Origin of the sequence: Micromonospora musae, assembly GCF_003626545.1 — a bacterium.
Taxonomy (GTDB): Bacteria; Actinomycetota; Actinomycetes; order Mycobacteriales; family Micromonosporaceae; genus Micromonospora; species Micromonospora musae.
Window position 1 is genome coordinate 56,226 of record NZ_RAZS01000017.1, and the last position, 26,603, is coordinate 82,828.

The window sequence follows — 26,603 nt, forward strand, 5'->3', positions numbered from 1 at the left end:
CGGCGGAGGCCCAGACCAGCGCGTTAGTCCCCGTCGAGGCCCCGGTACGTGCCGGAGTTGTCGGCGGCGTCAGCGCGCTCGTCAAAGTCCAGGTTCGCGATGGTGAAATTGGCCGAGACGTCCGCGAACCAGCGGGGCGGCACCCGGAAGGTGCGGCCGGGTTCATGGGCCAGATCGACGGCGAGCAGCGGGCGTTCGACATCGGTCATCGTGGTCGCATCGGCGAGGAAGAGGTAGATCAGCTTATCTTCGTGGCTCGCAGCGTCTTCCGCGTCGACTAGCTCTTGGACGCTGAGGTTCGCGTAGTTCGGGTCGTCAACGAAGGTTGCGCTGTCGTGGCCCTCCCAGGCGTGCAAGGCCGCCTTCAGGGCCTCCCACGCAGCGTCGTCGGTGAAGTCCGTACGGAGAACCAGAGACGTGAGGTCGTCGGGCTGAGGTAGAGATATCACGACGAGGATGCTCTCAGCCCTCCGCCCGGCTGACGGCGCTCTGAGGCACACATGGGGCACAAGACACCGTGAAACGACGTCAAGTAACCCTGGACGATGGCAGCCTGAGATGCCGTGCGAGCAGGCGCTGCCCGCCGTCCCCGCTGGTTGCGGGACAGCCGCCCTAAGTTCCGCTTCAACTCACCTACGTCAGATCGTCGCCGGGCGTCGGTGCCGTGGTCGGTCGTCAGGTGGAGAGCGGTTAGCTTCTAAGTTGTGAAGACGACGGGTTGGTTCCGGGCGTTGTTTGACAGGGCTACTAGGGATCGTCTCAGGGAGCCCGCTGACGCAGAGCCCTTCGCGCCGGAGTGCATGTCGCTGCTTGAGTTGGCCAGGTTGCTTAGTCAGCGGCATAGCGCCAGGGTTGCCAGCGCATTCGTCGAGGTGGTGACCTTCGCATCGGCTGACGAGATCGTGGCGATGCTGGAGGTGATGCTGGAGGAGGACTGGATGGGTCTGCCTGTCTGGGCGCGGAACCTCGCGTTCCGGTTGGCCTGCCTCCAACGGCCGAAGGATGCCGAGCTGTTGCATTGGGCGGCCAACGACCTGCGTGCCTTCGGCCCGGACTGGAACACCATCGCTGCAGAACTTCACCACCGAGCAGACCAATTAGAGGCGGGGCACGAGGAGAACCGTCCCTGACTCCTTCGCTGCGTATAACCCAGGCCGGGGCCAGAGAGGCAGCGAGGAGGTATCGAAACGCTCAGCAACCGCCAGTAGAAGACGGCATTGAGCAGCAGATGAGGCTTGCCCTGCAGCCCAAGACGGCGACGGATGACACCCAACGATGTCCCGCATCTGCGTTCACACCGAAGCGGTCATGGTCAGAGACAATGCCTCGGTGGGCTGGGAAGAGTTCCTTTGGCATGTGGATCACAGGCTGGGTCTGTACGTCGGGCGGCCAAGGTACGACCGAGCGTTCTCGGCGCTGACCGGATTTGACCTTGCGCGTGGCCGGGGCGAGCTGGCGGTGTTCCAGGAGTGGATGACCGCCCGCCACCGTGGCAGCAGCCTCGCCTTCTGGTCTCTGGCGCTAGCGGAGACCTTCGGTGACAATGCCACCGAGGACCGCCTTGTCAGCGATGACGACCACAAGCGGGCCATCTCGACCCTCTGCCGGCTCCTCCGCGAGTTCTTCGGGCAGCAAGCGCCGATGGCCGACCAGCACTAAGCGGTGATGGCCCCGATGCTCTCGACAGCAACGCTGACAGCAACGGGCCGGGACGCGGGCAGCCACTGGCGGCCGGGCGGGGACAGCCGCCCGAGGTCGGGGATGCGGACGGACTCCACCGGACGGCGCCCAGTGTCGGCGACGCGTGAAGACTGACCCTCTGGCGGCGGGCGAATCTGGACCCCCCTTCCAGTATGGGGAGGGTGTTGAGCGTGGAGGACTGGGCGGAGATCCGTCGTCTGCATCGGTCTGAAGGGATGCCGATCAAGGCGATCGCTCGCAAGTTGGGTGTCGGCCGGAACACGGTGCGGCGGGCGTTGGCGGCGGAGGGCCCGCCGCGGTATTCGCGGCCGGCGAAGCCGTCAATCGTGGATGCGGTAGAGCCGCAGATCCGGGAGTTGTTGCGGCAGTGGCCGCAGATGCCGGCGACGGTGATCGCGGAGCGGATCGGCTGGACGCGGTCGTTGACGGTGCTGAAAGACCGGGTGCGGCTGTTGCGGCCGTTGTTCGTGCCGCCGGATCCGGTGCAGCGCACGGACTATCTGCCGGGTGAGTTGGCGCAGTGTGATCTGTGGTTCCCGCCGGCGGACGTGCCGTTGGGGTTCGGGCAGGCGGGCCGGCCACCGGTGCTGGTCATGGTCTGCGGGTATTCACGGTGGCTGTCGGCGGTGATGATTGCGACGCGGCAGGCACCGGATTTGCTGGCCGGGCACTGGGAGCTGCTGAGCCGGCTGGGGGCGGCGCCAAGGGCTCTGGTCTGGGACAACGAGTCCGCGGTCGGGCAGTGGCGGGGCGGCTGGCCGCAGTTGACCGAGGCGATGAACGCCTTCCGCGGCAGCCTGGGGATTCGGGTGGTGCAGTGCCGGCCTGCGGATCCGGAGGCCAAGGGCCTGGTCGAGCGGGCCAACGGCTATCTGGAGACCTCGTTTCTGCCCGGACGGGTCTTCACCTCACCGCAGGACTTCAACGCCCAGTTGCAGGGATGGCTGGTGCGGGCCAACAGCCGGCACCACCGCACGCTGCATGCCCGGCCCGTCGACCGGGTCGACGTTGACCGGGCCGCGATGGTGCCCCTGCCACCGGTGGCTCCGGTGACCGGATGGCGGCTGTCGACCCGGCTTCCCCGCGATCACTACGTGCGCTTGGACGCCAATGACTACTCCGTGCACCCCTCGTCCATCGGCCGTCGGGTGGACGTCACCGCCGACTGCGACCAGGTCGAAGTGTTCTGCGAGGGCCGCCAAGTCGCCCGGCATGACCGGTGTTGGGCAGGTGGGCAGACCATCACCGACCCGAACCACCGGCAAGCGGCCGATCAGCTGCGGGCCGCCCGACGCCTGGCCACGGTCCCGCCCGTCGCCACCGACGTCGAATACCGGGCTCTGACCGACTACGACCGCCTGTTCGGCCTGGACGCCGAGGAGGTGGCCTGATGGCCAGCATGACCAGCCGCAACGTCGCCTCGGAGATCGCGTTCCTCACCCGCGCACTGAAAGCGCCGTCCCTCGCCGCCTCAGTCGAACGCCTGGCGGAACGGGCCCGGACCGAGTCGTGGACGCATGAGGAGTTCCTCGCCGCCTGCCTGCAACGCGAGGTCGCCGCCCGCGAAGCCCACGGCGGTGAGGGACGCATCCGCGCAGCCAGGTTCCCAGCCCGCAAAAGCCTGGAGGAGTTCGACTTCGACCACCAACGCTCTCTGAAACGGGAAACCATCGCCCACCTCGGCACCCTCGACTTCGTCGCGTCGAAGGAGAACGTCGTCTTCCTCGGCCCGCCCGGCACCGGAAAAACCCACCTGTCCATCGGCCTCGGCATCCGCGCCTGCCAAGCCGGGCACCGGGTCGCGTTCGCCACTGCCGCCCAGTGGGTGTCCCGCCTCGCTGATGCCCACCACGCCGGCCGCCTGCAGGACGAGCTCGTGAAGCTCGGCCGGATCCCACTGCTGATCGTCGACGAAGTCGGCTACATCCCCTTCGAAGCCGAAGCCGCGAACCTGTTCTTCCAGCTCGTCTCCAACCGCTACGAACGAGCCTCGCTGATCGTCACCAGCAACAAACCCTTCGGCCGCTGGGGCGAAGTCTTCGGCGACGACGTCGTCGCCGCAGCCATGATCGACCGCCTCGTCCACCACGCCGAAGTCATCTCCATGAAAGGCGACAGCTACCGACTCAAAGACCGCGACCTCGGCCGCGTCCCCGCGGCCACCAAGACCAACGACTAGCAAAGATCAACCAGCAGAGGGGGTACGTTTTCGGCCGTCGCCAGTGGGTCCGTTCTTAGCCGTCGTTGACAGCCGACGGCTTCTCGTGGCCCTCACCGCCTGGACGTCGTTGTCCGGCACGCCCCGCGACACCAGCCCCGTGGCGTAGGAGTGCCGCAGGTCGTGGAATCGCAGCCCGCCCGGCGCCATCTTCACCACGTGCGCGACCGCTTCTCGTTCGGTGGTGAACTCCGCCGACCACTCCACGCCCTGGGAGTCGATCCAGGCTGCTCGCCACTTGAAGTGCCCCAGCCGATCCAACTTTCCAAGCAATCCGGCGCGGACGAGGGACGGCCGCCAGACGCGAGCCCGGAACAGTGTCCGGCGCAGTGGACCAGCCGACGAATTGGTGAAGACCTCACCGCGGGCGCCAGCCGGGAACGCTTCACGGTGGGCGGTCAGCAGGTCGACGGTGGTGGAGGGGTGAAGGTGATGGAGGGGGGCGGGGTTCGCTCCATCAAGGCGATCGCGCAGCATTCGAAGCTCAGGGTGTGCCGGCTCGTGGTCTCGGCGCCAGAAAAAGGGGCCTCGCAACATCTGGTGCGAGGCCCCTTCCTTCTGGCAGCTGATGTCTAGCAGTTAATCTTGACGCCGTCGATCTGGTCTACCAACTTGAACTGCCAGTTATTAGTCCACGCGGGCACGGTTCCCCAGTCGACCCACTTGGATCCGTCCCAGTTGTACACGGTCATGCTGTTGCCGTGGGTCCGTGCCGAATTGGCCCAGTCGTTAAAGTGGAGTTCTGTCCCGTCATTCCGCGAGTAATCGCCCAAGTTGTAGAAGCCGCAGGTCATTTCGAGATGGTATGCGCCGGCGCCATAGTCGCCGCCGTAGAGGCAGGGGTATCCGTAGGTGCAGTCCCAATTTGCGCGAGAACCGACCTTCCACAACGGAAGGGACTCCGCCTGCAGCGTGCCAGACGGCGTGGACGATGCCCTGTCCGTCGTTGTAGCGCCAGGGGCCGGACTCACCGCGACCCGAGGAACTGCGGACCCGGACCCGTCCGCGTGCGCTGGCCCCGCGGTGACGGCGGTGCTCGCGACGAGCAGTGTGGCGATCGCAGCGAGCTTCAGGAACCTTGCTCTGAACACAGATTTTCCCCGTTCTCCCCATGTGCCCGATGATCTTTATCGACCAGCGTTGCTGGATAGTACCCCACCTATCTATGCGAACAGGGGCCGATACGGTGCGGGTTGGCGTATCGGCCGGCCGGGCGTGGCGCGGCCGACGTAGACCGCTCGGGCCGGGATCCGCCCGTGGTACAGGTCGCCGAGCACTCGGCTCTAGAGCAGTGCCTCCGGCGGGGCCAGACGACTCCAGGATGGAGTTGCCGAACAGTTGCGGTGGGTGGGTGGTTGGGGAGCTGCCATCCCGTCTACAACCGACCCAGGCAAGCCGAGCAGACCAGGGGCCAGGGTGGCAAGGTCGTACGTCCAGTAGGGCGCTCTACCTTGCCACCCTGGCCCCTGGCCCGCTCCACGGAGTGTGGGTCGGCGGCAGACGGGATGGCAGCAGGTGGGACCGGCGGTCAGCCAATGCCCGAGTCGCCCCCCGTTCTCTAGGGGCTGGAGGCGGCCCGGTATGTACATCGGGTCCACTGGCGAACGTGTCTGAACCACCTCGTGTGGGAGGTCGTCGACAACGCGATGGACGAGGCGCTGGCCGGCTTCTGCGAACCATTGAGGTGGTACTGCTGGCCGACGGCTTCACCGACGACCTCGACACCAACCTGAACGTGTGTCGAGGTCGCGCTGACCATGCTGCCTTGGTGGGCGACGGACGAGTCGACCTGTACGCCGGATTCTGGTCGACGTAATGTCCCGTCATGGCCGACGAGATCGTTCTCCGCATGGACCGCGTAAGCGCCAAGCACCTGGCGGACATGCTGCACAACGTGGGTGAGCACCTGGCGGCCGGGCAGAGGATCGAACCCATGGACCCGGACGAGAGTCAGCGACTTGGGCGAGTTCTTCACGATCTGTGGGCGGCCCTCGACGCAGATTCTGGGGCACAGGCGGGGCACAAGACAGCGTGAAACGTTGTCAACCAGCGAGCAGCCATGGCAGCCGGAACCACGCTGTCAGCAGGTGTTGCGCCACGTCCGCGCTGGTGGTGGCGCAGCGGCTCTAAGTTCCGCTTCAACGTCTGACGCCGAGCTAGGTGACCAACTGGGGGACGCTGCATGCTCGCTAATGGAAGGATGTGTCGGTGATGCTCTGTCTCGTCATGTGATCACCGCCGATCCTCCCGAAGGAGAATACCGTTGAGTGATGATCTAGAGGGCCTGGATGAGTGGGACGCCGAGTTGCAGCAGATTCGGGCACGAGCGAACGCGCCAATTCCTGACTCACTCGCGGCCCGAGAGTTTGACGAAGAGGACGCCAAGCACCTCACTTGGGCCACTGCCGAGATGGAATACGCGGCGCGACTGGCTGCGAGTGTGTGGGCTGGACGGAGTGATGCACGGAGCGGGCAAGGCTGGCAGTGGGCCGGTTACGTCGAGGAGAAGGCCAGCAATGCTGAGCGTGCTGCCCGTGATGTTGTCAACACCATCCGTAAAGCAAAGGGTTGGATGCCTAGCGATGAGCAACCGGACCTCGACGGAACCGGCTTCGCAGAAGGAGACCAGCCAGCGGTTCGCCGAGCCCGCGCGGACCGCGACTACCTGGCTTTCCCCTGCTACTTCTGCGGCGAACGGCAGCTGAAGCGGTCGTACTCCGATAGCGCCCGTGATCCGGGTCGTCTTGAGCTCTACTGCGACAGCCCCAACTGTGATGCCAGAGAGGTGGTGGTACTCATCCGGAGGGGCGCAGGAGCTCACCTGCGGGACGATGTTCGAGCCATCAACGATGTCCGACCCCCAGCTCAGCGGTTGAGCGGCGGAGATACATGGTTGTCGGGAATGCTTGACGGTGGCGAGCCGACGGGCCTCGCGTCCGACAAGTAGGCGTAGGAACAGCCAGCCCTGTTGCTGTCGACAGCAACGTTGACAGCAACAGGGCCGAACAGCGAGAGCCAAAGCCGGTCGGCGACGGATCAACGCCCGACGTCATAGACGTGCACGGACTGGACCGGACAGAGCGCCCTGGGATCTACTCGGCGACGAAGACGCCCACGCCCGGCAGGGTCTCGGTCATCCCCTTGATGCGTAGCACCTGCATGGCGCGGTCGATGACTGGCTCGGTGACGCCGTAGTGCTCGATTAGCTCTCGCCGGCTGGGCAGTTTGGAGCCGGGCGGGAACTCGCCGGATTTGATGCGTTCGGCGAGGTCGTCGGCGATCTGCTCGTAGCGGTAACGCGGTGGCACGGTGTTCCCCTCGGTTGGCAACACGAGTAGACCACCTACGTCAGCCCTTGACTACCCAACGGTACCTGTGGGAGGTTGCCGAGGAGGTCGATTCCCTCGGTTGGCGCTGTGGGCCGTCCTCGCCGGCGTGGATGTCCGGCGCATCCCCCGCGATCGGGCATCCACGCCTCTGCACACCTGTGGCACGAGGAGGCGGCAGTGCTCCCTTCCCATTCCTCTGATCTGCGGTCCGTGGCCCCGATGGCTGTGGCGAGCCGATGAAGCGGGTCTCCTACGACCAGTACGTCCTTGCGGCGGCGTTGACCCTGGCTCGCCGGCATCGGCCGGTCTGGTCCTGGCGGCGCTGGCGGCGCGTCTGCCGATGCGGCGCGAGCCTGCCTTGCCGGAGCCGTCACCGCATCCCGATCAACCGCGGCCACTGGCCCAGCCAGGACGGCCGGCGATGACCACTCACCATCCGATCAAGCCGACCTGGACGTGCGGCGGCTGTGCGGGGGAGTGGCCCTGCCAGACTCGGCGTCGGGAGCTGCGAGCGGAGTACGACCGCGCCCCGGTGTCGCTGTCCCTCTATCTGGCCGCGCAGCTCGTCAACGCGGCCCAGGACCTGGCACACGTGCCCGCCGGTCACCTGCACCACCGGTTCCTGGGATGGACCCGGTGAGCATCCTGCGGTCCGGCGACGAGAAGTTCCACTACAGCGACGGCTCCCACCGGTGGATCCCGCCGAACCCGGACTACGACCAGGAGGTCTGGGACGAGCAGGTCCGCCAGCACAAGCACGGCCACCTCAGAAACGAGCAACCGAAGGTCCGCATCCAGCGCCTCGTCTGAGACCAGCAGTACAGCAGCGAAGTACAGCAACCACGCGAGCCGAACCAGGCCGACAAGCGCCTCAGCTGGCCGTATGACCTCGCATCAAACCCTCGTGGCCCATGCCGGGAATCTCGCGCAGAAGTGGGTACCCCATCTGACCCCCCATCGACATCGTGACCGCGGGCGACCGGCTCTGTGTCGCCCCGGCACTGCCGACGGTTTTGTACCGAAGAGGAGTGGAAACGACATGCTGAGCTATTCGGTGCACGTCGCGCCGGCGAAGGTCGCCATCTCCGATGATCTCCCGCCGGGCGAGGACCGCCGCAGGTGGTCGCCGACCGCGTCCACGCTCATCTTCGGCGAGCGGGACGCGCTCCTGGTGGATCCGCTGATGACCATCGACGAGTCGAGGGTGCTGACCGATTGGATCCTCACCACCGGCAAGAACGTCACCACGATCTTCATCACCCATGCGCACGGTGATCACTTCTTCGGAACTCCCGCGGTGCTGGAGCGGTTCCCCGCCGCCCGGGTCGTCGCGGCACCGGGTGTAGCTGACCATATACCCGCCCAGTGGAGCCCTCAGTGGCTCGACGGCTACTGGAAGCCCCGCTTCCCCGGTCAACTCTCCGATCGGCGGTTCAGCGTCGAGCCGCTCGCCGACGGGCGACTGGAACTCGAAGGCGAGCAACTGCAGGCCATTGAGCTGGGCCATACCGACACCGACAGCACCAGTTCGCTGTACGTGCCCTCCATCGGACTGGTGGTGGCCGGCGACGCCGTCTACGGCGACGTACATCTTTATATGGCCGAATCCACGGGCGACGGCAGCCGGCGGTGGCTCGACGCGCTGGACACGCTCGATGGTCTTCGCCCGACCGCGGTCGTCTCCGGGCACAAGCGCGACGGCGACCCGCACAGCCCCGACGACATCGGCCGCACCCGCCGGTACATCGAGGACTTCGCCGCCACGCGCGAAGGAGCGGCGAACTACCAGGAGCTGTACGACTCCGTGCTGGCGCTGTATCCCGGACGGGACAACCGGGGCGTGCTCTGGAACTCAGTGAAGGCGATCTTCGCCTGAGAATGGCGAGGTCATGCCGGGTCGGCCTCGGTGGGCAGCGAATCGTAGTAGGGCTTCATCGCCGGGTAGTAGTCGTCGAAGCTCGGTGTGGGGGAGCCGTCCCGCGCGGCCACCAGCATGTCCAGGTAGTACTCCCAGCCGGGGCCCATCTCGCCGACCTGGTCGGTGTTGTCGAGGTGGTGCACGAGCTGGAGTTCGGTGTGATCGTCGGTCTGCGACAGCCTCAGCTCGATTCGCCAGTTGCCGGACTCGTCGGTCATCGACACGGCCAGTCGCCGGGGCGGGTCGCAGGCGTCGATCCGTACGTCGAACCACGGTGACTGATCCTCGTAGGCCATCTGCAGTTTGATCGTGCGGCCGGGAGCGGCGTCGCCTTCCCACGCTCCGAACCACCGGGCGGTGCGGTCGGACTCGGTCACGCTGGCCCACACGTCCTCGATGGGTGCCCGGAACGTACGGCTGAGGACGAGATCGTGGCCGTCGGCGATCGGGAAGAGCCGGCCGGTGGGCGGATTGCTCATGCCGTTTTCTCCTGTCGTTGTTCCGGCGTGTCGCGCCGGCGGCGCTCGCGACGGGTGCGATAGACCTCGGTCTCCAGCGCGTCGAGGCGACGCTCCCAGCCGGTGGCCCGAGCGAACTGGTCGAGCCACTCGATCAAGTCGGCGAACCGCGACGCGTCCAGCTCGTAGAAGCGTTGGCGGCCGACGAGCGTGTCGCGGACCAGGCCGCTTTCCCGGAGCACCCGCAGGTGTCGGCTGACGGCGGGCCGGCTGATGACGAACCGGTCGGCGATCTCCCCCGCGGGGAGCCGCCGGTCGCGCAGCATCACCAGGATCTCTCGCCGCACCGGGTCGGCGATCGCCGCAGCCACCTCGTCCACCGGAAAAGCGTAACCACTATGTTACGCATTAGGCAAGGCTGATGTCGCTCGGGTCACCCGTTGGAGATGAGCGCGGCGCCGTCCTTCAGTAAGCGGTTGTCACTCGTAGCCGAGATTTTCTTCTGAGTGCAGGCGCCACCCGTCGTGCCGCTTGACCAGGACGAAGGCGGTGCGCTCGAAAACGTCGTAGTACCCATTTTCCGGCTCGTGGCCGAAGGTGTACCAGACCGCCTCGATCCGGGCCGTCTCCGCCGTCTCGCTGACGATGGTCACCCTGTCCAGCACGGTCGTCGCACCGGATTCATCGGTCTGGTCGCGGTTGTGCGCCTCGGCGTACTTGGCACAGAAGTCAGCAGGGCTCTGGTAGAGCATGTGAACCTCCCCTTGGCCACGCCACTCGTTTGGCCGCCGGTGGTGCCGTGGCACCGGGCATGCACCTCACCGTAGAGCTTCGGCATGAGCGCGGAGGGCCGACGGAGTCCGCTCGGCAGCGCTTCGGCTGGCCGGGGGCCACGGTCATAGGTCAATGGAACAAGCAGCCGATGACAGCGCACACCCCGGCAACTCAGTAGCGTGGTGTCGGCCAAGTCGTCATGATCGGGTCCGTGCTCGCTGACCTGTGGCCCCAATACGGCCTGACCATCGTTACGCCACGACTCGAACTCCGGCTGCCCCGCGAGGAGGAGCTCGCCGCACTCGCGCGCCTGGCGGGCGACGGCGTGCACCGGGCCGACGAGCGTCCGTTCCTGACGCCGTGGACCGACGGCAGTCCCGAGGACCGGGCACGGTCCGTGCTGCAGGGACACTGGGGTCGGCTCGCGGAGTGGAGCGTGGCCGGGTGGAGCCTCGGACTCGCGGTCTTCCACGACGGAGACCCGCTGGGCATGGTCACGCTGCGAGCACGCGACTTCCTGGTTGTCCGCGAGGTCACGACCTCCTCGTGGCTGGGGCTCGACCATCAGGGCAAGGGCTACGGAACCGAGGCTCGGGTCGGTCTGCTCACGCTGGCCTTCGACCACCTCGACGCGCGGGCGGCGCTCACCGAGGTGTTCCAGGACAACCACGCCTCGCAGGGAGTTTCCCGCAAGCTCGGCTACGAGGCCGACGGCATCTCAGTCGACGCGCGCGACGGCGAGGCGCTCGTCTCCGACCGCCTACGGCTCACCAGCCAGAAGTGGATGACCCGGCAAGAGCGGCTCGGCGTACGGGTCGACGGCATGACAGCATGTCGGCCGATGTTCGGCCTCTGACGTCGGCCATCATTCCTGGGAGGGAGCATGACGGGAGTGTCGTTGCCCGCCCCCACGCTGCACACCGCTCGCCTCCGACTGCGTCCATTCGACGACGCGGATGCCGACGACCTCTTCGCGCTGCACAGCAGCGCCTACGTGCTGCGGTACTGGGACGCGCCGCCGTGGAGCGATCGTGCGCGCGCCGAGCGGTTCATCGCGGCTTGCCGGCAGATGGCAGCGGAGGGCACCGGGGCGCGGCTCGGCGTGGATCGTCTCTCCGACGGGGCGTTTCTCGGCTGGTGCAGCCTGAACCGGTGGAATCCGGAGTACCGCAGCGCGTCGCTGGGCTACTGCTTCGTCGAGGCCGCGTGGGGTCACGGCTATGCGACGGAGGCTGCGCGCGCCCTGCTGCAGTGGGCCTTCGACACGCTGGAGCTGAATCGAGTCCAGGCCGAGGCCGATACCCGCAACGCGGCATCTGCCCGCGTGCTGGAGAAGCTCGGGTTCCTACGTGAAGGGACCTTGCGGGAAGACTGCGTCGTGAACGGCGAGGTCTCGGACTCGTGGGTGTACGGGCTGCTCAGGCGGGAGTGGCGGCCGTCGTCCGAGCCGGTTCCCGGCCGCTGACTCCGTGCTCCGTAGCGCCCAGCGTCGCGCCGGCGCCGCCCTCGGCTCGCCGATCGCGCACGAGTGCGCGCGGGTACGCGGTGATCGGGCGAATACCTGCTCTGCTGCGCCGCGTCTGCCGGGAGCCTCAGCGACGGACGACCTGGAACAGTGCGGTCGCCAGTCCGGTCAGCACCAGGGCGGTGCACAGGAGTACGGCGACGTCGCGGGCGAAGCGGCGGGCGAGGTCGCCGACGCGTCCCTGCGCTGTTCCGTTCGGCCAGTCGTCGCCGTCCAGGTACAGCCTTCCCGAGTCTCCGGCTGCCGCCGCGACCACTCCGGCCGCGACGACCGGTCGGTCCGCCGGGACGATGAACTCCTGTTCGGCCCGCTGGTCGCGGAGGCTGTTGTCGCGATCCTCGATGTGCGCCACGCGGACCATCATCGGGCTGTTGAAGTGGAACAGCTTGCGGGTGCGTACCGGGAGAGCGAGGTGGATCTCCGCGTCGTCGGCATCGCCGTGCAGCCACGTGTCGCCCTGTTCGAAACCGGGGTCCGTGGTGGTCTCCGTGTAGTTGTCGCTGACCTCGTGGTCGTGGACGCGGACGGACTGGTATCCGACGCAGGCCAGGCCGCTGCGGGGCGCGGTGATCACCGGCCCAGCGGCCGTACGGCCGACAACCACCACTGCGGTGCCGGGCTGGGCGGAGGTGAACTCGGCACAGGTCAGCACCGGCCGACGACGGATCAGCCACCACCGCACCGCCACCCGCACCGACTCACCGGCCGCGAAGAGCGCGCCGATACAGCTGCACATGATCAGGAAATTCACGGCGTCGGCCGCGACCGGAGCCATACGGCCGACGTGGACGACGGTACCGCCGGACACGCCATGGATCCATTCTCGCCGATGCTGATCGGCCGGATCCATACCGGCCGGCACCGAGTTCGCGGCGGCGCGTGTTGCCTGATCCGCCTCCAGCGAGGCGTACCCGACAGTTGGCATACTCGGCTGCGTGGCGAGCGCTCGATCGCAGGCACGGGCGCGAGCACACTTCGGCCCGGCCGAGGTGACAGCTTTCCTGGACGCCGGATCGCGAGCTCGAAGCACCTGGCTAACCTGCTTGCCGTCGCTGCACGAGCGGAGGGACGTGTCGAGATGGATCAGGCAATCACCGCGTTGGCGACCGTGATCGCAGTGCTTGCGGGAGCAGCCGGCACGTACGTCGTCGGCAGACTGACCGATCGCGACAGGTTCGCCAGGGAGTTGCAGGTCCGGTGGGACCAGCGTCGACTGGACGCGTACGTCTCCTACGTCTCCGCGGCGAAGTTGGCCGGTACTCGCGCGAACCAGGTTCATGCGGGCCGCAGCAACGGCGCGCCCGAAGCCGACCTCGACGCGCTGCTTCGCGAACTGGCGGACGTCGAGCTACGCCGATCCGAAGCGTTCGAGGCACTGCCCCTGCTCGCCGACGCCGCGACTGTCGAGGCGGCGCATGAGCTGAACCGTGCCGTCTGGCAACTCGAGCAGCCGGCTCGGCAGGGAACGAAGCTGGATGACGAAACGTGGCACGCCCTCGCCGACAAGTGGGTCAACGCCATGAACAACTTCCACTCGCATGCTCGGGCCGGGCTGAGCGTCCCCGGGCAGTTCTCCAGGCGCGACGTCGCAGCGCTGACGGTGTCGCGCCCCGAGCCGGCCACCGTCCCGGCGAGGGAGCGGTAACCCCTGGTACAGGCCGCGCGGCGGGCGGAGTCACCTGCGCTGGTAGCGTGACGCGGCTCGTCTGAAAGGTGGAAGCTGTCCGGTGCTCAGGATGCTGCGTCTGTCAGTCGCGGTGGTGGCCGTCTGCATGGTGACCGCCTGCGGCTCTTCAGCGGCGGAAACCTCGGATCGGCCGACGGGCGGGCCCGTCCGGTCCGCGGCCCAGGCGACGGGCCCGGCCACGTCCACGAAGCCGGCCTCCCCAGCGGTTCCGGCGACCGGCGGCTCCGGCTACTCCGCGACGCTCTCCGCACGGTTGGTGACCACGGACTCGCTCCCGCCCGGATACAGCGTGGATATCGCGACCTCCATGTCGTCGGATGCCGGAGACGAGGATTCAGGCGCCGAAGGACCCTGTTCGGACGAGATGATTCCGCTGCTGTCGGGCACGAGGCTGACCGGCACGCCATCAGCGATGGCCGCCGCCACTCTCAGCTATGACGAGGGTCCCGAGCGCCTCTGGGTGTGGAGCGAAATCCTCCGGACCTACGCCGACGACGGCGCGCGGCGAGCGATGAGCGACCTGCGGACCGTCATCAGCCGTTGCCCCACCGTGCCGTCGCCGGACGGGAACACCTTCCGTTTCGCAACGGCACCAGGGCCGCGGATCGGCGACGAGAGCCTCCACGTCACCGAAAGCATGCTGTCCGAATCCGGCACGCTGAAGGGCGACAGCGTTCTCGTCCGGATCGGGACCACGCTGGTGGTCGTTCAGGAGATGGCGAACGAGCCCGGCGGCGACAAGTACCTCGACCAGCTCGCCGAGGCCGCGCTCCGTAGATACCAGACGACCGGCTCCTGAACCGCCTTAGGCGCCGCCGAGAGCACTGCCGGTCGCGACCCCGGTGGCGGAGGCGGGCCGACAACCGCGCGTGTTCGTGGTACACCGTCACGGTGAGCGAGATGCGATGACAGCGGCGGCCCTGGACGGGGGATGAGGATGCCTGAACCGCGTGCCTTCTGGCTCGACGAGCAGTTCGACCGTGAGCGCGGCACCGACGGGCACGGCCGCTACGAGGCCGAGGTGCTTCGCCGTATCGACGAGTTCTCCGATACGTGGGGCGACATCGCGCCCGTTGCCTTCGCCGCGACCGCGTGGCGACTGGCCACCGAGCTGTCACCCGGGTACGTCCGCTGGCACCGCCGGATCGTCTCGGCGACCTGCACGCGGAGCCGCTGGGACGGGAGCATGACGTGCGCGGTGACGGTGATCTCCCGGTGGCCGGCCGAACTCACCTGGACCAGGCAGTGGAAGCGCGACCGGGGTTGGCGGGACTGGCCTCAGCTCTTCGGCCAGTACACGACACCGACGGACCAGGATCTGACGCGTAGCCCGCACCTACGCGCGACGCTGCAGGTGGAGGCGCCGCTTCCCCTCGACGAGCTGCCTCCCGCTCCGGACGGCCCGGACGGTTCCGTCGCGCCCGCAGCGCGCAGAGCCGTCAGCGCGGTGGCTCGGGAACTCAACGAACTCCTCGCCCCCATGATCCGGCCAACTGGAGGACGGGGTGCCCGCAGACCGCTGAGCGACCCTGTCACCACGTTAGGCCGGCGGTGGATCCCGGCGAGCGGCCGACCGCCGATGTGATCAGGATTCGAGAAGCGGCCGGAGTTCGTCGATCCTAGGCTTCCTCAGGACGGCCGGCACTCGCCGAGCCCTGAGCGTCGAAAGGCAGCCTGAGATGCCCACGAAGAACGCCATGACCGAATCCGACGGCTTCAGCGTCGAGGAGCGTGCCGCGATGAAGTCGCGCGCCGCCGAGCTGCGCGCCGAGGGCAAGAAGGGAGCGAAGAAGGCGGACGGGCTGCAAGCGGTCCTCGACAGCATCGCGAAGATGACGCCGGAGGATCGTGCGCTCGCCGAGCGCGTGCACGTCACGGTGACCGCCGCCGCTCCCGAGCTGTCGCCGAAGACCTGGTACGGGATGCCCGCCTACGCGAACGCGGACGACAAGATCGTGGTCGCCTTCAAGAACTCGGGCAAGTTCAACTCCCGCTACTCGACGCTGGAGTTCCAGGACGCGGCCAAGCTCGACGACGGAGACAGCTGGCCGGTGTCGTACGCGTTGCAGAAGTGGAGCCCCGCCGTGGAGCAGAAGGTCACCGAGCTGGTGAAGGCCGCGGTCTCCTGACCGTTGCGGCAGTCGCCCCCGCGTGGCGGTGCGTGTGGTCACCGTCCGAACGCGTGCGCGGCGGCATGGCGTAGGGAGCGGTAGGCAACCACGAGCCAGGCGGCGACGAGCAGCGTGTAGAGGACGACGGTAGGCCAGATGAACAGCTGCGAGTCGGTGCGGGCGGCTGCGGCAGCGGTGGCGGTCACGAGGGCCCCGAGGGGGAAGATGAAGGACCACCAGGTGGGCGCGAAGGGCAGCCCCGCTCGGAACTCCCGTACGGTCAGCGCCACCGCGAGTGCCAGCCACAGGATGGCGAAGCCCCACACCGCAACTCCGCCCAGCAGCGCGAGGACTGCCGCGCCCTGAACGTACGGTGCGGGGAGGGTGCCTGGCACCGCTGCGGCCAGCGCACTCAGCCCCGTCACGACTTGACCGAGAGCTCCCAGACCGATCCACACGGTGGGCACCATGGCGCCGGTGGGCGCGTCGTGGTGCACCAGGCGGCTGTAGACCATGGCGAGCACCAGCAGTACCGTCACCAGGCCGAGCCCGAACAACGCGAAGCAGCCCAGCAGCAGAGCCAGCCGCGGCTGCCCGGTAGGGGTGTGCGGAACGAGTAGCGCGCCTGTCGTGGCTGAGACCAACGGTGGTACCACCGGCATCAGCCAGCCACCGAACGCCGCGTCCGGCGCGAAGCGATGCCGGGTGATCATCAGGTACGGCACCGCGCAGGCCGTGGCAAGACCGAGCGCGGTACCGAGCGACCACAGCGCCCCGCCCAGGTCCAGCGCGGCCCGCGCCCCGATCACGGGCTGACCGAATTGCAGCGCCCCGGCGGCCACCGTGAGTAGCGCCACGGCCGGCGCGCCGAGGAATTGAGCTTGAATCGGATCGGCAGCGTGCAGCCGCAATACCCGTTGCCGGACGTAGCCGATCATCAGTACTACGAGCAGCAGGCCGGCCGCCAGCCAGACCACCGTGGCCGCGGTCCGCAACCCGGGGAAGCTTCGGGGCAGGGTGGCCGCCGCGTTGGCGACGATCCCGGTGCCCATCACGGCCGCGAACCAACTGGGGCCGAGCAGCGGACGAACCTCGTCGTTCGCCGTGGGCAGCGGGGAGCGGGCACGGTTGGGAAGCCGTGGATCGACGTCGCCCTCGGTCTGGACGACTCGGGCACTGCGGGGTCGGCGTGTCACGGCGTCGAACATCCTGGTCACAGGAGCTCGATGGCGGCGTGCACGATGCGTCGCACGCGTTCGTCGGTGCCGCCGGCCCTGACCAGGACGCTGGTGCCGATGATCGTGGCCAGCAGGCCGCTCGCGGCGTCGGCGGGGGGCTGGTGGCCGGTCAACTCGCCAGTGGAGCGCCCATGCGCGATGGCTTTACGGAAGGCCTCCTCGATCCGGTCGAAGAGAGCGTTGCCGATCTGGGTGACCGCCTCGTCCGCCTCGGCGAGCTCCGCGATCGCGTTCACCACCAGGCAGCCGCGCCGGTGATCGCCGAAACCGGTCATCTCCTCGACGACAGCCCGCAGCCTCGGCCGTACCGGGTCGGGCCCGTCCAACATCTCGACGAGAGCCGTGGCGCGCAACGCGGTGTAGGCGCGCAACGCCTCGGTGAACAGGTTGTGCTTGCTGTCGAACGTGTTGTACAGGCTGCCCTTGCCGATACCCAACTCGTCGGCGAGGCCTTGTGGGCTGGTGGCCCCGTACCCCTGGCGCCAGAAGACATCCATCGCCATTTCCACGGCGGCGGCCGGCTCGAACTTCGCAGGTCGTCCCATGGGGTCAGCCTAGGCGTATTTGACCTCTGGGTCAAAAATCCGGCCACCGGCAGTCACCGGCCGCAGGCGTCGCAGGCGACGCGGGTGCGCAGGTGGTAGTCGCTCGACGCGGCGAGCAGGCCGAGCCCCAGGACGCAGTACGCCGACATCGCCACCCAGAGGAACGCGTCGGAGAACTCGCTGACCGAACCCGACGACACCTGCACCATCCCCATGCCGAAGTAGGCGACGATGCCTACCCCGAGCCCGAAGCCGGGCACCAGCAGCAGCAGGCGGGGGATCCGGCGACCGGCGAGCAGTGGCACCCAGCCCGGCCAGATCTCGCCCCAGCGATGTACCAGTGCCAGCGGCAGCAGCACTCCGGCCAGCAGCAGGCCGATCTCCAACCCGATGATCGAGGCGTCCTGCGTGAGGCCGTCGAAGCCCACGACGAACTGGGCCGCGAAGCGGGCGACGAGGCCGGCCACCGCGACGTACGCGGCCCAGCGTGCCCATCGCGCTGGTGCCGACCGCCGCTGACCCGGTCGGCCCGTACGGCAGCAGTCCGCGCAGTCGCCCCGGGTGCGCCGCTGGTAGTGGGCGGTGGCGAGCCCGAGCAGGACCGCCCCGCTGACGCAGGCGAGCCGGCTGAGGAACGCCAGCGGATCGAAGTACGGGCCGACCGTGAGCAGCAGGAAGCCCACCAGCTCCGGCAGCAGGATTCCCGCTGCCGCGATCAGCGCCCCGGTGACCGTCCAGGCGAGCCCCGCCAGCACCGGCCGCCAGGTCGCCGCCCGGTCCAGAACTACCGCCAAAACACCCGCCGCCACGCACAACACCACCGACGGCCAGCCGGCGAAACCGAGCAGATCCAACCCGAACGGCCCGAACTCCGGTGCCTCGCCGACGGTCCACAGCAGACGTACGCCCCCGTATGCCACGGCCCAGCCGAGCACTGCGTACGTCAGCCCGTGGCCGGTCCCGCGAGCGATCGATGCCGATGTCGTCATGCACCCGATAATTCCCGCGCCCCGGCGCGGGCGGCCCCCGCCGACGAGGGAAGGTGCTCCCTCGCGGGAGGGACCGTTCTCGCGATCGGAAAGAGTGCTAGTGGGGACGGTCGCCGTTCTGGTCGGCTCGCCCGGCCCGTCGGTGCTCCCCCAGGTAGCGGCGAAGAAGCCGTCGGATGATGGCCTCACCGGCAGCGGCGGGCAGGTAACCGGCCTCTTGATGTGACTCGCTGCCCTCCCACTCTGGGAGGTCCGCGGGGTCGTCGCCGCCGATGCCCAACGACGCGTCAGCGTGCCGGGAGCGGAAGTAGAACCGCTCGCCGCCGGGTAGGGCTCCTTCCAGCTGCACCGGAGCTGCCGAGGAGGTCAGCTGCGCCTCCCAACCCTCGGCCCGCAGGGTGGCGGCGAGCCGGAGCCAGGAGGCCTCATGTTGCTGGTACCACCGCCGTCGAGCCTCGTTCATGAGCTCATGCTCCTGGACCTGCCTCGGACCCGGCGAGGGGGTGCCCAGCCGAGTCACGTCGAGCGCTCCGACGTCGATGGAGCCCGCTATCGGTTCGTGTCCCGGCTACCAGCCGGCCGTCGACGGGGGATCTCTCCATGAAACTGCGCCGCGCCCTGCTCACGCTGACTCTGACCGGCGGTCTGCTCCTTGCCGCCGGTTGCGGTGGGACGACGGAGCCCACCCGCGCGGAGAGACCGACCGGGGCTGCCACCGGGGCGCCGTCACCGACGGTCGACGTGCGCGCCGAACTGTCCGCGGCGTTGCAACGGTCGCAGGGTGCCGCCCACCGGTACGCGGTGCGTGGCAGCCTGCCCGAGGGGCAGAACGTCAGCGGCACCGGTGCATTCGATCCCGGGAAGCGCCGATTCCAGTCCACGATCAAGGTCACCGGCGGGAAGTACCCGTCGGCGGGGAGCCGGATCGTGATCGGCACCGACAGTTACGTGCGGCCGGCCGGCGAGAAACGCTGGGTGCACGTCGATCTGAAGCGGGTGAAGCGCGATGATCCCTTCCTGCGCTTCGACTGGGCCGACCCGACCGGCCTGAAGGCATTCACCTCGTCGATCGCCTCGGTGGAGCGCACCGGCCCGAACACCTACACCGGCCGCTTCGACCCAGACGGCGAAGACACCAAGCCGTTCCTCCCCGTGGGTGCCCCGAGCATCGTCTCGATCGGCACACCCATGTCGCCCTTCACGATCATCACCGACGATCAGGGCTGGGTCACCTCGATCAAGGTCGAGTTGACCCCGAGTACGGGCCCGAAGCTGACGATGACCACCACCATGAGCGGGCACGGCAAGCCGGTGAAGGTCGATCCGCCGGCGGATGCCGGTGAGGCCGCCGACTTCTACTACGACAAGTGAGACTCGGGCGCGGGTTGGGCGGTCACCGTCCGGAGGCGCTGGCTCACACAGCAGTGCGGGGGCGCGATCCGCGCCCCCACACCGCCCGTCGTGGTCAGCCGTTGTCGATCAGGCTGGCGATCTCGTTGTAGATGAGGTGCGCCTTCGCGCCCTGGTTCGACGGGCAGCCGCCGAGGTGGTGCAGGGCGATCACCCGGTGGCTGCTGTTCAGCACCGGCGAGCCGGAGTTGCCGCCGGAGGTGTCACAGCTGTAGCTGATGTTCCAGGTGTTGTAGTTCGCGTTCCGGACGGTGCACCTCGCGCCGTTCTGGGAGTCCTCGAAGATCGACAAGCGCTTCGGGCTGCCGTCGCCGTGGCCGGGGATGTACATCTGCGTTCCGGTGGTGGTGGCGCTCGTCGCCAGGTAGAGCGTGCCGAACCCCTGGATGGCGGCGAAGTTGTTCACCGAGTAGAGGGCGTAGTCCAGTTGGTTGGAGCCCCCACTGCTCACCCGGTAGAGCGTCGCGCCGCTGACCTTCGTGCCGGCGCCGGGGTTCGCCCCGCCGCAGGTGGCGCACTGGTAGTTGAACTGCATCTCGCTGCCGCTGACCGCGGCCTGCGTCGAGAAGCAGTGCTTGTTCGTCAGCATGCGGTTGGTGTCGCCGACCCGCCAGGTGGTGCACATGCCGCCGCCGCTGATCAGCAGCCGGGCCACCGCGTTGCCGCGGGCGTACTCGGTGGGGTGGCTGGTCCGGTAGCAGACCGCGTCGCGGCGGGCGTCCGTGCTGCAGACCGACTGCGTGGAGAAGTTGTGCTGCGCGATCTCGGCGCGGTCGTAGCCGCGCCAGAAGCGGTCGATGGTCGCGGCGCCGCCACCGGAGGGGCGGTCGCTGTGCAGGGTCACCACCGCGGTGTCGCCCTCCACCGACATCGCCCAGAAGCCCGGCCGGCCGTCGGTGGTGTAGTCCGAGCCGGTGGCCCGGTTCAACTGGCGGTCGTACCGGTAGCTCTCCCGGCCGTCGGGGCTCGCCACCGTGACGTACTCGCCGGGGGCGAGCTGCAGTGAGCTGAAGTGCACCTTGACGTAGGTGGCGCCGGGGTGCCGGATGATCTGGGTCCGACCGTTGCGTGCGTACGACAACGAGCCGTCGACGGTGCGCAGCTCACCGACGGTCGTCACGCCCTCGGCCGCGAACTGATCCGACTCCGGTGCCCGGTCGGAGTGCGGCGAGAGAGGTTGGGTCGAGTACGCCTGGGCGGGCGCTGACAGCAGGCTCAGCCCGAGTGTGCAGGCGCCGAGGGTGACCGCCACCGTTCGCAGGCGTCGCAGGGCGTTTTTCATCGTCGCTCCTTCCGCAGAACCAGAGCCTTAACGAGTCGTAAGTCTTCATACACGAGCGCGTGCAAGACATGCAAGGACATCGATGTCTATCTGGTGGTGAGCGCGACGAACTGGGCAACCGACAGCGGGCGCATGCCGGGCGCTCCTCCGGGTACCTGCCGAGCGTGACCTTCTCGATCGCCGCACGGTGTCCGCGTACCGGTCAGCTCGGGGTGGGCGCGCTGACCGCCAGGCCCGCGGTCGGCAAGCTCGTCGCGCACGTGCACGCGGGCGCCGGCGCGGTCGCGACGCAGGCCACCCCCAACCCGTTCCTGGCCTACGACGGCCTGCCGCTGCTCGGCGCGGGCCGCTCGCCGCAGGACGTCCTGACGCAGCTGCTGGCCCAGGACCCCGGTCGGGAGGTGCGGCAGGTCGGCATGGTCGACCGGCAGGGCCGCTCGTACGCCTTCACCGGCTCTCACGCGAAGGACTGGGCGGGGCACCACACCGGGCCGGGTTACGCGGCGCAGGGCAACCGCCTGGTCGGCCCGGAGACCCTCGCGGCGATCGTCCGGGTGTTCGCGGAGAGTACGGAGCTCGACCTGGCGGAGCGGCTCCTGCTGGCCGTCGAGGCCGGCGAGGAGAACGGCGGCGACCGGCACGGCGCGCGGTCGGCGACCGTCACGGTGATCGGTGATCAGCCGTACCCGATCTGGGACGTGCGGGTCGACGACGCCACCCACCCGGCACGGGAGCTGCGCCGGCTGCACAGCGTCTTCCGGGAGGAGGTGCTGCCGACCATCCATCGGCTGCCCACCCGCGACGATCCCATGGGCGAGGCCGCCCGGCAGGCGCTCGGGTAGCCCGCGCTCCGGCCCTCTCGCCAGCAGCGCGTCGAGGCCGCCGCGAGCGCCGGCCCGCACCGGGAGACCGACCGTGCGGACGATCGCCGATCAGCGTGGCGAGGTGGGTGCGGAGCCGAGCTCCTTGCCGTACCAGATCTCCGCGTACCGGTGGTCGTTGTGCGCCGGTACCTCGGCGTAGCCGTGCCTGACGTACAGGGCGCGTGCCTCGACCAGGTCGAGCCGGGTGTCGAGTACGATCCGCTCCGCGCCGAGGCCGCGGGCGGCCGCCTCCGCCGCGGCCAGCAGGCGCGAGCCGCCTCCCGTGCCGCGCAGCGCGTGCCGCACGAACATCCGGGTCAATTCGACCGTACGCGGGTCGAGGACGCGCAGACCCGCGCAGCCCGCCGGCTCGTCGCCCTGTCTGGCCAGCAGGAATACGCCGGTGGGCGGGGCGAGGTCGTCACTCGGATGGGCGGCGAGCCCCTCTTCGATCTCGGTGGGCGTCGACGGGCGGCCGAGGTGGAGCTGGAAGTAGCGGTCGCTCACGTCGATGAAGTAGTCCCGTAGCAGGACCGCCGCCTCGGGTGAGCCGACGTCGGCCGGGGCGACGGTCCAGGTCTGGCTGCGCGCGGCGGTGCTGGTCACGCCGCCATTCTCGGGCGACGGTGGTGGTAACGCACACCAATTTCCGCGCCGCGTGGCCGGCGCGCGGGGTGTGACGCGGACGGGGCCGCCGCGAGAGGATCGCGACGGCCCCGTCCGGGGTAGTGCCGGTGATCAGCCGTGCCGCGCGGAGCGGCCCCGGATCACTTCTTACCCACGACCCGCAGGGTCGCGGACGCGCTGCGCGTCGAGTAGACCTTGCCGTCGATCGTGTTGGTGTAGACGGCGCGGTACTGGGTCCCGTCGACGGACTTCGAAGCGGCGACCTTCAGGACGTCGGAGGTCGCGCCGCGGATCGGCGTCCACTTGTCGTTGCCCGGGGCCCGCTTGCGCATCTCCCAGGTCACGGTCACGTTGGGCATGCCGTGGCCACTCGCGTCGAAGATCGCGGTCTCGCCCGCGATCGCGATCCGCGCGACCGGGGACTGGTCGATGCTCGGTGCCTGCTTACGGCCGACGACGATCATCGCGGCCGGGGAGCGGTCGGCGCTGGCGAGGTAGACGAGGCCCTTTCCGGAATCGACACCCACCCCACCGATCGAGGTGCCGAACTCCGGCTTGTCGAAGCGGGTCACCTTCGCGCCGAGCAGGTCGACGATCGAGAGACCACCGTTGCGGGCGTCCCCCGCCACCGGCGCGTGGCCGACGTAGGCGACGCCCACCTTCATGTCGACGTCGAGGAAGGCGGCACCGGCGTCGAGCTTGTACTCGGCGAGCTTGCGCATCCCGTTCCGGGTGTCGAAGAGCCGCAGGCCGGGCTGGCCGTCGGTGGCGTTGTCGTAGGTCACGTACAGGGTGCCGGTGGCGTCGTCGATGCGGATGGCCGAGAGCCCCGCCCCCACGTTCGCCTGGCCGACCGGCTTGAACTCGTCGTCGAGCCAGACGACGGTGCCGTCTGCGAGGCCGAGGAAGACCTGCCCGGTCAGGCTGTCGTACTGCGTCGAGACGACCTTCATCCCGGTCTCGATCGGCGGGATGTACGGGGCGCCGAAGTTGCCCGGCGCGACGAGGAACGACGCGATCCGACCGTCCTGGTAGACGACGAGGACGCCGTTGAAGGCCGGGTCGTAGGTGAGGTCCTTGATCGGCGCGCCGGCCTCGAACGAGCCGGTGACCTTGCCGGTCTTCGGATCGACGGCCTCGACCCGTCCCTTGCCGGTGCTCGTGCCGTCGGCGACGTACACGGCGCCGTTGGTCGGGTTCACGGTCGTCGGGCCGGGCTTCGCCACGGTCGGCGCGGTGAGGGTGCCGACGCGCTCGTGGCCGAGCGGGACCTCCGCCGGCTCCTGGGCCGCGGCCTCGTCCTCCGTACGCTTGCCGCTCACCTTGTCGGTGCTCTTCGGCTTCGGGATCGGCATACCGGCCTCGGTCACGTACTTCTCACCGTCGTCGTACTTGGTGATGGTGAAGGAGTCGAGCGTGCCACCGACGGGGACGTCCGTGTCCGACTTGTCGTCCCACTTCGCGGCGACGACCGACTCGTAGTGGATCTGGTCCTTCGTCACCTTGATGCCCTGGAAGGTCGACGTGTGGGCGGCGTGGACGACCTGGGTCGCGCCGTTCTGCGTCCACGTGTTGTCGTCCTGCGGAGCGGGCTCGTAGTACTTCGGTCCGGAGACCGAGATGGCGTAGACCGGACCGGTCGTCATGCCGGGGGTGTCGGTCTTGTCGGCGTCCACGTAACCCCGGACGTAGTTGTGGTCGTGGCCCATGAGGGCGAGGTCGATGTCGTCGCGCTCGAAGACCGGGAGCCACGCGGCGCGCAGGTCGGCCTCGTCACGGCCCTCGGAGCCCGAGAAGACGGGCTGGTGGAAGACCGCGATCGCCCACTTGTTGGGGTTGTTCCGGAGCACCGAGTCGAGCCACTTGCGCTGCATGTCGAGCCACAGCTCGATCGGGTTCGGGCAGGCGACGTGGCACTCGGGCAGGTCCTTCGGCGTCATCAGCTCAAGCGCCTCGGACCGGGTCGCGTTCAGCGAGATGAAGCGGACCCCCTGGTAGTCCGTGTAGTACGCGGTCTCCGCGAGGGCGATCTGGATCTGCTTCTCGTAGGCGACCTTCTGCTTCTCGCCGTCGGTCATGCCCTTGGTCGACTTGGTGGTGGCGACCGGGCCGTCGCCGGGGAACTCGAAGTTCGACTTCCAGGTCCGCAGGACGTCGGCGTTCTTGTACTCGTGGTTCCCGGGGGCCGCGATCACGTTGCGGGTCTGGCTGTAGCCGTCCATCGCGCCGAACCACTCGTTCCACAGGCCGTTGTCGCTGCCCACGTCCACGAGGTCACCCGCGTTGACCGTGCCGACGGCATCCGGGAAGCGCTGGAACGCCTGCGCGACGACCGGGCTCCACTTCGCACCGATGTCGTTCTGCGCGTCGCCGAAGTAGATGAACGAGAAGGGGTCGCCGGCCTTGCCCGCGGTGGTGAACTTGTAGGTGCCGCTGACCTTGGCGGCGTTCCCCACGTAGTACTCGTACTGCGTGCCGGGCTTCAGTCGGTCGACGGTCGCCGAGTGCGTGCGGGTGGGAACGCCGGAGCTCACCAGCTCCTCGTTGACCCGTGCGTTGGCCACCTCCCAGCGCTTCGTGCCCGCCTTGCGGAAGTGCACCTGGCCGTCCTTGACCTTCGAGCCGGTCTGCCAGGTGAAGGACTGTGCGGTGTCGGCGTGCTCCGCGGGCGTCAGCACGACGTGCTGAGGAGTCGCGTCGGCGGCGTCGGTCGCCGCGGACGCGGGCCCGGCCGCCGCGAACGGCGTCAGGGCGACGGCGACGGTCGCCGCCGCGGCGATCGCGGATCTCGGGTGGAGACGCGACCTCGTGCGGGGGTTACCCATGTAACGGGTCCTTTCGGTTTTCCGGGGACGCGGCCGGAGTCTCGGTGCTGTGGAGCCGCCGCCTGGCGGGTGAGGCCAGGTGACGGGCTCGCGTCACCGACCGACCGTGCGCCGGGCAAGCCGCGCCTCGGGGAATGTTCGCCACCAGGGAGTGGAACGCAGAGGAAACTTCGGCCTACGTCGCGCGCTGACGTGCAGGTCACGCGGCATTCGTGACGCGCAGTGTCCGCTCGAACACGAGATCGCGCCGGCCGGCGCGGCGTGCTCCCGGCCGTGGTCGACGTGCGGCGTCCTGATGCCGGCACGTGCCGGGCCCGGCAGGCGCGGCGGGGCGGGCGTGAGTCCGAGGCCTACCGCTGCTGCTGTCGGCGCACCATCTCGTTGATCCAGGTGGGCGCGAACGGGGACGTGCAACCGGGGGAGGTCGGGTAGTCCTTCAGCACCTCCAGGCGCTCACCGATCTCGAGCGCCCTCGTGCGGTGCGCGGCATGCTCGATCCCGATCTGCGCCAGGCAGTGGTTCATCGCCCACTGGAGGCGCTCCGGGGCGCCCTTCATCTCCGCCTCGATGACGTCGAGCAGCCCCGGGAGGTCGAGGCCCTCGGGCTTCTTCGCCACGCGTTCGGTGGTCAGCGCCCAGCCGGCGCTCGCGACCACCGGATCCGCGTCGGCGAACCAGGCCACGCGCAGCGCTTCGGAGTGCGAACTCTTCTTCACCACGTAGTTCACGAGCCAGTCGTGCACCTTGGGCGCGCGCGCCGCGCGCAACATGGCGTCCAGCTCGTCCCGTTCGAACGCCTTCGGGCGGCAGATCAGCAGCGCCAGCAGCCTCGCCGCGGTGTCGTCCGTCGCCCAGAGTTGCCGGGCGAGGTCCTGCTGCGTCTTCAGCCGCTTCGCGATGGCGCGCAGCTTGCCGAGGTTCACGCCGTGATCGTCACCGTGGCTCTCGTTCACCTTGCGCATCTTCGGGTCGTCGAGCGCGGCCAGCTCGGCCAGCAGCTCGGTCACCGTCGTCCCGGTCAGCGTCGCCTCGGCCACCTCGGCCTCCCGTCCCTCGCCTGCGAGATGCAGCCTACGGCGGCGGGGGGTCGCAGCCGCAGCACG

The 26,603-nt window shown here is 68.7% G+C and carries 33 protein-coding genes; 18 read left to right on the top strand and 15 right to left on the bottom strand.

From position 1 onward, the window contains the following. Positions 1-23: 23 nt before the first annotated feature. Positions 24-449: a DUF6924 domain-containing protein gene (locus tag D7147_RS30990; RefSeq protein ID WP_147437473.1), complete on the bottom strand. Its 426-nt coding sequence runs from the start codon at positions 447-449 to the stop codon at positions 24-26. A gap of 351 nt (positions 450-800) precedes the next feature. Here D7147_RS30990 and D7147_RS30995 point away from each other — a divergent pair, with 351 nt between their 5' ends. From D7147_RS30995 to D7147_RS32225, 5 genes are all read left to right on the top strand, one after another. Continuing rightward, the gene (locus D7147_RS30995) at positions 801-1,130 is read left to right on the top strand and encodes a hypothetical protein (protein ID WP_233563594.1); all 330 of its coding nucleotides are present in this window, start codon (positions 801-803) and stop codon (positions 1,128-1,130) included. Between the two features lie 145 nt (positions 1,131-1,275). Then, complete coding sequence (locus D7147_RS31000) at positions 1,276-1,659, top strand: hypothetical protein (protein WP_233563596.1); 384 nt, start codon at positions 1,276-1,278, stop codon at positions 1,657-1,659. A 203-nt stretch (positions 1,660-1,862) separates the two neighbouring features. Further along, a complete protein-coding gene (gene istA / locus D7147_RS31005) occupies positions 1,863-3,092 on the top strand; it encodes an IS21 family transposase (RefSeq protein WP_120684107.1) in 1,230 nt (409 codons plus the stop codon). Then, positions 3,092-3,880 carry an IS21-like element helper ATPase IstB gene (istB, locus tag D7147_RS31010; RefSeq protein WP_120684109.1) on the top strand — a complete coding sequence of 263 codons (789 nt, stop codon included), beginning with the start codon at positions 3,092-3,094 and terminating at the stop codon, positions 3,878-3,880. Before istA ends, istB begins: the two co-directional genes overlap by 1 nt. Before the next feature lie 162 nt (positions 3,881-4,042). Continuing rightward, entirely contained in the window at positions 4,043-4,495 is a 453-nt protein-coding gene (locus D7147_RS32225; RefSeq protein ID WP_147437474.1) for a hypothetical protein, read from the top strand. Here D7147_RS32225 and D7147_RS32230 read toward each other — a convergent pair. After that, a complete protein-coding gene (locus tag D7147_RS32230) occupies positions 4,492-4,713 on the bottom strand; it encodes a hypothetical protein (protein WP_147437475.1) in 222 nt (73 codons plus the stop codon). The genes D7147_RS32225 and D7147_RS32230 overlap by 4 nt on opposite strands. 1,031 nt (positions 4,714-5,744) lie before the next feature. On the opposite strand from D7147_RS32230, the gene D7147_RS31015 reads away from it, so the two are divergent. Both D7147_RS31015 and D7147_RS32235 read left to right on the top strand, forming a co-directional pair. After that, positions 5,745-5,954 carry a hypothetical protein gene (locus D7147_RS31015; protein WP_120684111.1) on the top strand — a complete coding sequence of 70 codons (210 nt, stop codon included), beginning with the start codon at positions 5,745-5,747 and terminating at the stop codon, positions 5,952-5,954. A gap of 228 nt (positions 5,955-6,182) precedes the next feature. Then, positions 6,183-6,866, top strand: coding sequence for a hypothetical protein (locus D7147_RS32235; RefSeq protein ID WP_147437476.1), 684 nt, complete (start codon positions 6,183-6,185; stop codon positions 6,864-6,866). A gap of 145 nt (positions 6,867-7,011) precedes the next feature. On the opposite strand, the gene D7147_RS31020 is transcribed toward D7147_RS32235, so the two are convergent. Then, positions 7,012-7,251 carry a winged helix-turn-helix domain-containing protein gene (locus D7147_RS31020; RefSeq protein ID WP_113973358.1) on the bottom strand — a complete coding sequence of 80 codons (240 nt, stop codon included), beginning with the start codon at positions 7,249-7,251 and terminating at the stop codon, positions 7,012-7,014. A gap of 418 nt (positions 7,252-7,669) precedes the next feature. On the opposite strand from D7147_RS31020, the gene D7147_RS31030 reads away from it, so the two are divergent. The 3 genes from D7147_RS31030 (at position 7,670) to D7147_RS31040 (ending at position 9,124) form a co-directional block, all read left to right on the top strand. Beyond that, positions 7,670-7,888 carry a flavin reductase gene (locus tag D7147_RS31030; RefSeq protein ID WP_120684115.1) on the top strand — a complete coding sequence of 73 codons (219 nt, stop codon included), beginning with the start codon at positions 7,670-7,672 and terminating at the stop codon, positions 7,886-7,888. Continuing rightward, complete coding sequence (locus D7147_RS32810) at positions 7,885-8,058, top strand: hypothetical protein (RefSeq protein ID WP_199734306.1); 174 nt, start codon at positions 7,885-7,887, stop codon at positions 8,056-8,058. Before D7147_RS31030 ends, D7147_RS32810 begins: the two co-directional genes overlap by 4 nt. A gap of 229 nt (positions 8,059-8,287) precedes the next feature. After that, the gene (locus D7147_RS31040) at positions 8,288-9,124 is read left to right on the top strand and encodes an MBL fold metallo-hydrolase (RefSeq protein ID WP_120684119.1); all 837 of its coding nucleotides are present in this window, start codon (positions 8,288-8,290) and stop codon (positions 9,122-9,124) included. Between the two features lie 11 nt (positions 9,125-9,135). Here the strand turns inward: D7147_RS31040 and D7147_RS31045 are convergent, their stop codons facing one another. The 3 genes from D7147_RS31045 to D7147_RS31055 all read right to left on the bottom strand — a co-directional run bounded on the left by D7147_RS31045 (position 9,136) and on the right by D7147_RS31055 (position 10,376). Further along, the gene (locus D7147_RS31045; protein WP_120684121.1) at positions 9,136-9,645 is read right to left on the bottom strand and encodes an SRPBCC family protein; all 510 of its coding nucleotides are present in this window, start codon (positions 9,643-9,645) and stop codon (positions 9,136-9,138) included. Further along, complete coding sequence (locus D7147_RS31050; protein ID WP_120684123.1) at positions 9,642-10,004, bottom strand: metalloregulator ArsR/SmtB family transcription factor; 363 nt, start codon at positions 10,002-10,004, stop codon at positions 9,642-9,644. Before D7147_RS31050 ends, D7147_RS31045 begins: the two co-directional genes overlap by 4 nt. Positions 10,005-10,103: 99 nt before the next feature. Then, positions 10,104-10,376, bottom strand: coding sequence for a hypothetical protein (locus tag D7147_RS31055; protein ID WP_120684125.1), 273 nt, complete (start codon positions 10,374-10,376; stop codon positions 10,104-10,106). Positions 10,377-10,609: 233 nt separating this feature from the next. On the opposite strand from D7147_RS31055, the gene D7147_RS31060 reads away from it, so the two are divergent. Together D7147_RS31060 and D7147_RS31065 are read left to right on the top strand one after the other, a co-directional pair. Then, positions 10,610-11,254 carry a GNAT family N-acetyltransferase gene (locus D7147_RS31060; RefSeq protein ID WP_120684211.1) on the top strand — a complete coding sequence of 215 codons (645 nt, stop codon included), beginning with the start codon at positions 10,610-10,612 and terminating at the stop codon, positions 11,252-11,254. Between the two features lie 27 nt (positions 11,255-11,281). After that, positions 11,282-11,863, top strand: a complete 582-nt coding sequence (locus tag D7147_RS31065; RefSeq protein WP_120684128.1) for a GNAT family N-acetyltransferase — start codon at positions 11,282-11,284, stop codon at positions 11,861-11,863. 127 nt (positions 11,864-11,990) lie between these two features. Here D7147_RS31065 and D7147_RS31070 read toward each other — a convergent pair whose 3' ends face one another. After that, complete coding sequence (locus D7147_RS31070) at positions 11,991-12,731, bottom strand: hypothetical protein (RefSeq protein WP_120684130.1); 741 nt, start codon at positions 12,729-12,731, stop codon at positions 11,991-11,993. On the opposite strand from D7147_RS31070, the gene D7147_RS31075 reads away from it, so the two are divergent. The 4 genes from D7147_RS31075 (at position 12,708) to D7147_RS31090 (ending at position 15,739) form a co-directional block, all read left to right on the top strand. Further along, positions 12,708-13,568, top strand: a complete 861-nt coding sequence (locus D7147_RS31075) for a hypothetical protein (protein ID WP_147434587.1) — start codon at positions 12,708-12,710, stop codon at positions 13,566-13,568. The genes D7147_RS31070 and D7147_RS31075 overlap by 24 nt on opposite strands. Before the next feature lie 82 nt (positions 13,569-13,650). Beyond that, on the top strand, positions 13,651-14,409 hold the full coding sequence (locus D7147_RS31080) for a hypothetical protein (protein ID WP_120684134.1): 759 nt from the start codon (positions 13,651-13,653) through the stop codon (positions 14,407-14,409). 138 nt (positions 14,410-14,547) lie between these two features. After that, positions 14,548-15,195, top strand: coding sequence for a hypothetical protein (locus D7147_RS31085; protein ID WP_199734307.1), 648 nt, complete (start codon positions 14,548-14,550; stop codon positions 15,193-15,195). A gap of 112 nt (positions 15,196-15,307) precedes the next feature. Next, positions 15,308-15,739, top strand: a complete 432-nt coding sequence (locus D7147_RS31090; RefSeq protein ID WP_199734308.1) for an iron chaperone — start codon at positions 15,308-15,310, stop codon at positions 15,737-15,739. A gap of 38 nt (positions 15,740-15,777) precedes the next feature. Here D7147_RS31090 and D7147_RS31095 read toward each other — a convergent pair whose 3' ends face one another. The 4 genes from D7147_RS31095 to D7147_RS31110 all read right to left on the bottom strand — a co-directional run bounded on the left by D7147_RS31095 (position 15,778) and on the right by D7147_RS31110 (position 18,956). Then, positions 15,778-16,917 carry a TDT family transporter gene (locus D7147_RS31095; RefSeq protein ID WP_199716486.1) on the bottom strand — a complete coding sequence of 380 codons (1,140 nt, stop codon included), beginning with the start codon at positions 16,915-16,917 and terminating at the stop codon, positions 15,778-15,780. A gap of 17 nt (positions 16,918-16,934) precedes the next feature. Further along, entirely contained in the window at positions 16,935-17,504 is a 570-nt protein-coding gene (locus tag D7147_RS31100) for a TetR/AcrR family transcriptional regulator (RefSeq protein WP_120684140.1), read from the bottom strand. A gap of 53 nt (positions 17,505-17,557) precedes the next feature. Next, positions 17,558-18,493 carry a hypothetical protein gene (locus tag D7147_RS31105; RefSeq protein WP_147437477.1) on the bottom strand — a complete coding sequence of 312 codons (936 nt, stop codon included), beginning with the start codon at positions 18,491-18,493 and terminating at the stop codon, positions 17,558-17,560. Positions 18,494-18,590: 97 nt separating this feature from the next. After that, entirely contained in the window at positions 18,591-18,956 is a 366-nt protein-coding gene (locus tag D7147_RS31110) for a hypothetical protein (RefSeq protein WP_120684213.1), read from the bottom strand. 137 nt (positions 18,957-19,093) lie between these two features. On the opposite strand from D7147_RS31110, the gene D7147_RS31115 reads away from it, so the two are divergent. Beyond that, positions 19,094-19,864 (top strand): hypothetical protein, encoded by a 771-nt coding sequence (locus D7147_RS31115; protein WP_120684144.1) that lies wholly within the window; start codon positions 19,094-19,096, stop codon positions 19,862-19,864. Positions 19,865-19,958: 94 nt separating this feature from the next. Here the strand turns inward: D7147_RS31115 and D7147_RS31120 are convergent, their stop codons facing one another. Further along, complete coding sequence (locus D7147_RS31120) at positions 19,959-21,185, bottom strand: trypsin-like serine peptidase (protein ID WP_120684146.1); 1,227 nt, start codon at positions 21,183-21,185, stop codon at positions 19,959-19,961. Between the two features lie 164 nt (positions 21,186-21,349). On the opposite strand from D7147_RS31120, the gene D7147_RS31125 reads away from it, so the two are divergent. Then, on the top strand, positions 21,350-22,027 hold the full coding sequence (locus D7147_RS31125; protein ID WP_120684148.1) for a DUF1028 domain-containing protein: 678 nt from the start codon (positions 21,350-21,352) through the stop codon (positions 22,025-22,027). Positions 22,028-22,117: 90 nt separating this feature from the next. Here D7147_RS31125 and D7147_RS31130 read toward each other — a convergent pair whose 3' ends face one another. The 3 genes from D7147_RS31130 to D7147_RS31140 all read right to left on the bottom strand — a co-directional run bounded on the left by D7147_RS31130 (position 22,118) and on the right by D7147_RS31140 (position 26,537). After that, the gene (locus D7147_RS31130) at positions 22,118-22,654 is read right to left on the bottom strand and encodes a GNAT family N-acetyltransferase (protein WP_120684150.1); all 537 of its coding nucleotides are present in this window, start codon (positions 22,652-22,654) and stop codon (positions 22,118-22,120) included. Positions 22,655-22,815: 161 nt separating this feature from the next. Then, on the bottom strand, positions 22,816-25,500 hold the full coding sequence (locus tag D7147_RS31135; protein WP_120684152.1) for a fibronectin type III domain-containing protein: 2,685 nt from the start codon (positions 25,498-25,500) through the stop codon (positions 22,816-22,818). Between the two features lie 350 nt (positions 25,501-25,850). Beyond that, positions 25,851-26,537, bottom strand: a complete 687-nt coding sequence (locus D7147_RS31140; protein WP_120684154.1) for a DNA alkylation repair protein — start codon at positions 26,535-26,537, stop codon at positions 25,851-25,853. Positions 26,538-26,603: the final 66 nt, after the last annotated feature.

Excerpts from the sequence above, each read along its gene's own strand:
- D7147_RS31045 (WP_120684121.1), bottom strand. The coding sequence starts at position 9,645 with ATGAGCAATCCGCCCACCGGCCGGCTCTTCCCGATCGCCGACGGCCAC.
- D7147_RS31000 (WP_233563596.1), top strand. The coding sequence starts at position 1,276 with ATGTCCCGCATCTGCGTTCACACCGAAGCGGTCATGGTCAGAGACAAT.
- D7147_RS31090 (WP_199734308.1), top strand. The coding sequence starts at position 15,308 with ATGACCGAATCCGACGGCTTCAGCGTCGAGGAGCGTGCCGCGATGAAG.
- D7147_RS31040 (WP_120684119.1), top strand. The coding sequence starts at position 8,288 with ATGCTGAGCTATTCGGTGCACGTCGCGCCGGCGAAGGTCGCCATCTCC.
- D7147_RS31055 (WP_120684125.1), bottom strand. The coding sequence starts at position 10,376 with ATGCTCTACCAGAGCCCTGCTGACTTCTGTGCCAAGTACGCCGAGGCG.
- D7147_RS32230 (WP_147437475.1), bottom strand. The coding sequence starts at position 4,713 with ATGACCTGCGGCTTCTACAACTTGGGCGATTACTCGCGGAATGACGGG.
- istB (WP_120684109.1), top strand. The coding sequence starts at position 3,092 with ATGGCCAGCATGACCAGCCGCAACGTCGCCTCGGAGATCGCGTTCCTC.
- D7147_RS31105 (WP_147437477.1), bottom strand. The coding sequence starts at position 18,493 with ATGACGACATCGGCATCGATCGCTCGCGGGACCGGCCACGGGCTGACG.
- D7147_RS31135 (WP_120684152.1), bottom strand. The coding sequence starts at position 25,500 with ATGGGTAACCCCCGCACGAGGTCGCGTCTCCACCCGAGATCCGCGATC.
- D7147_RS31015 (WP_120684111.1), top strand. The coding sequence starts at position 5,745 with ATGGCCGACGAGATCGTTCTCCGCATGGACCGCGTAAGCGCCAAGCAC.
- D7147_RS31065 (WP_120684128.1), top strand. The coding sequence starts at position 11,282 with ATGACGGGAGTGTCGTTGCCCGCCCCCACGCTGCACACCGCTCGCCTC.
- D7147_RS31030 (WP_120684115.1), top strand. The coding sequence starts at position 7,670 with ATGACCACTCACCATCCGATCAAGCCGACCTGGACGTGCGGCGGCTGT.
- D7147_RS31100 (WP_120684140.1), bottom strand. The coding sequence starts at position 17,504 with ATGGGACGACCTGCGAAGTTCGAGCCGGCCGCCGCCGTGGAAATGGCG.
- D7147_RS31110 (WP_120684213.1), bottom strand. The coding sequence starts at position 18,956 with ATGAACGAGGCTCGACGGCGGTGGTACCAGCAACATGAGGCCTCCTGG.
- D7147_RS31115 (WP_120684144.1), top strand. The coding sequence starts at position 19,094 with ATGAAACTGCGCCGCGCCCTGCTCACGCTGACTCTGACCGGCGGTCTG.
- D7147_RS31120 (WP_120684146.1), bottom strand. The coding sequence starts at position 21,185 with ATGAAAAACGCCCTGCGACGCCTGCGAACGGTGGCGGTCACCCTCGGC.
- D7147_RS30995 (WP_233563594.1), top strand. The coding sequence starts at position 801 with ATGTCGCTGCTTGAGTTGGCCAGGTTGCTTAGTCAGCGGCATAGCGCC.
- D7147_RS31085 (WP_199734307.1), top strand. The coding sequence starts at position 14,548 with ATGCCTGAACCGCGTGCCTTCTGGCTCGACGAGCAGTTCGACCGTGAG.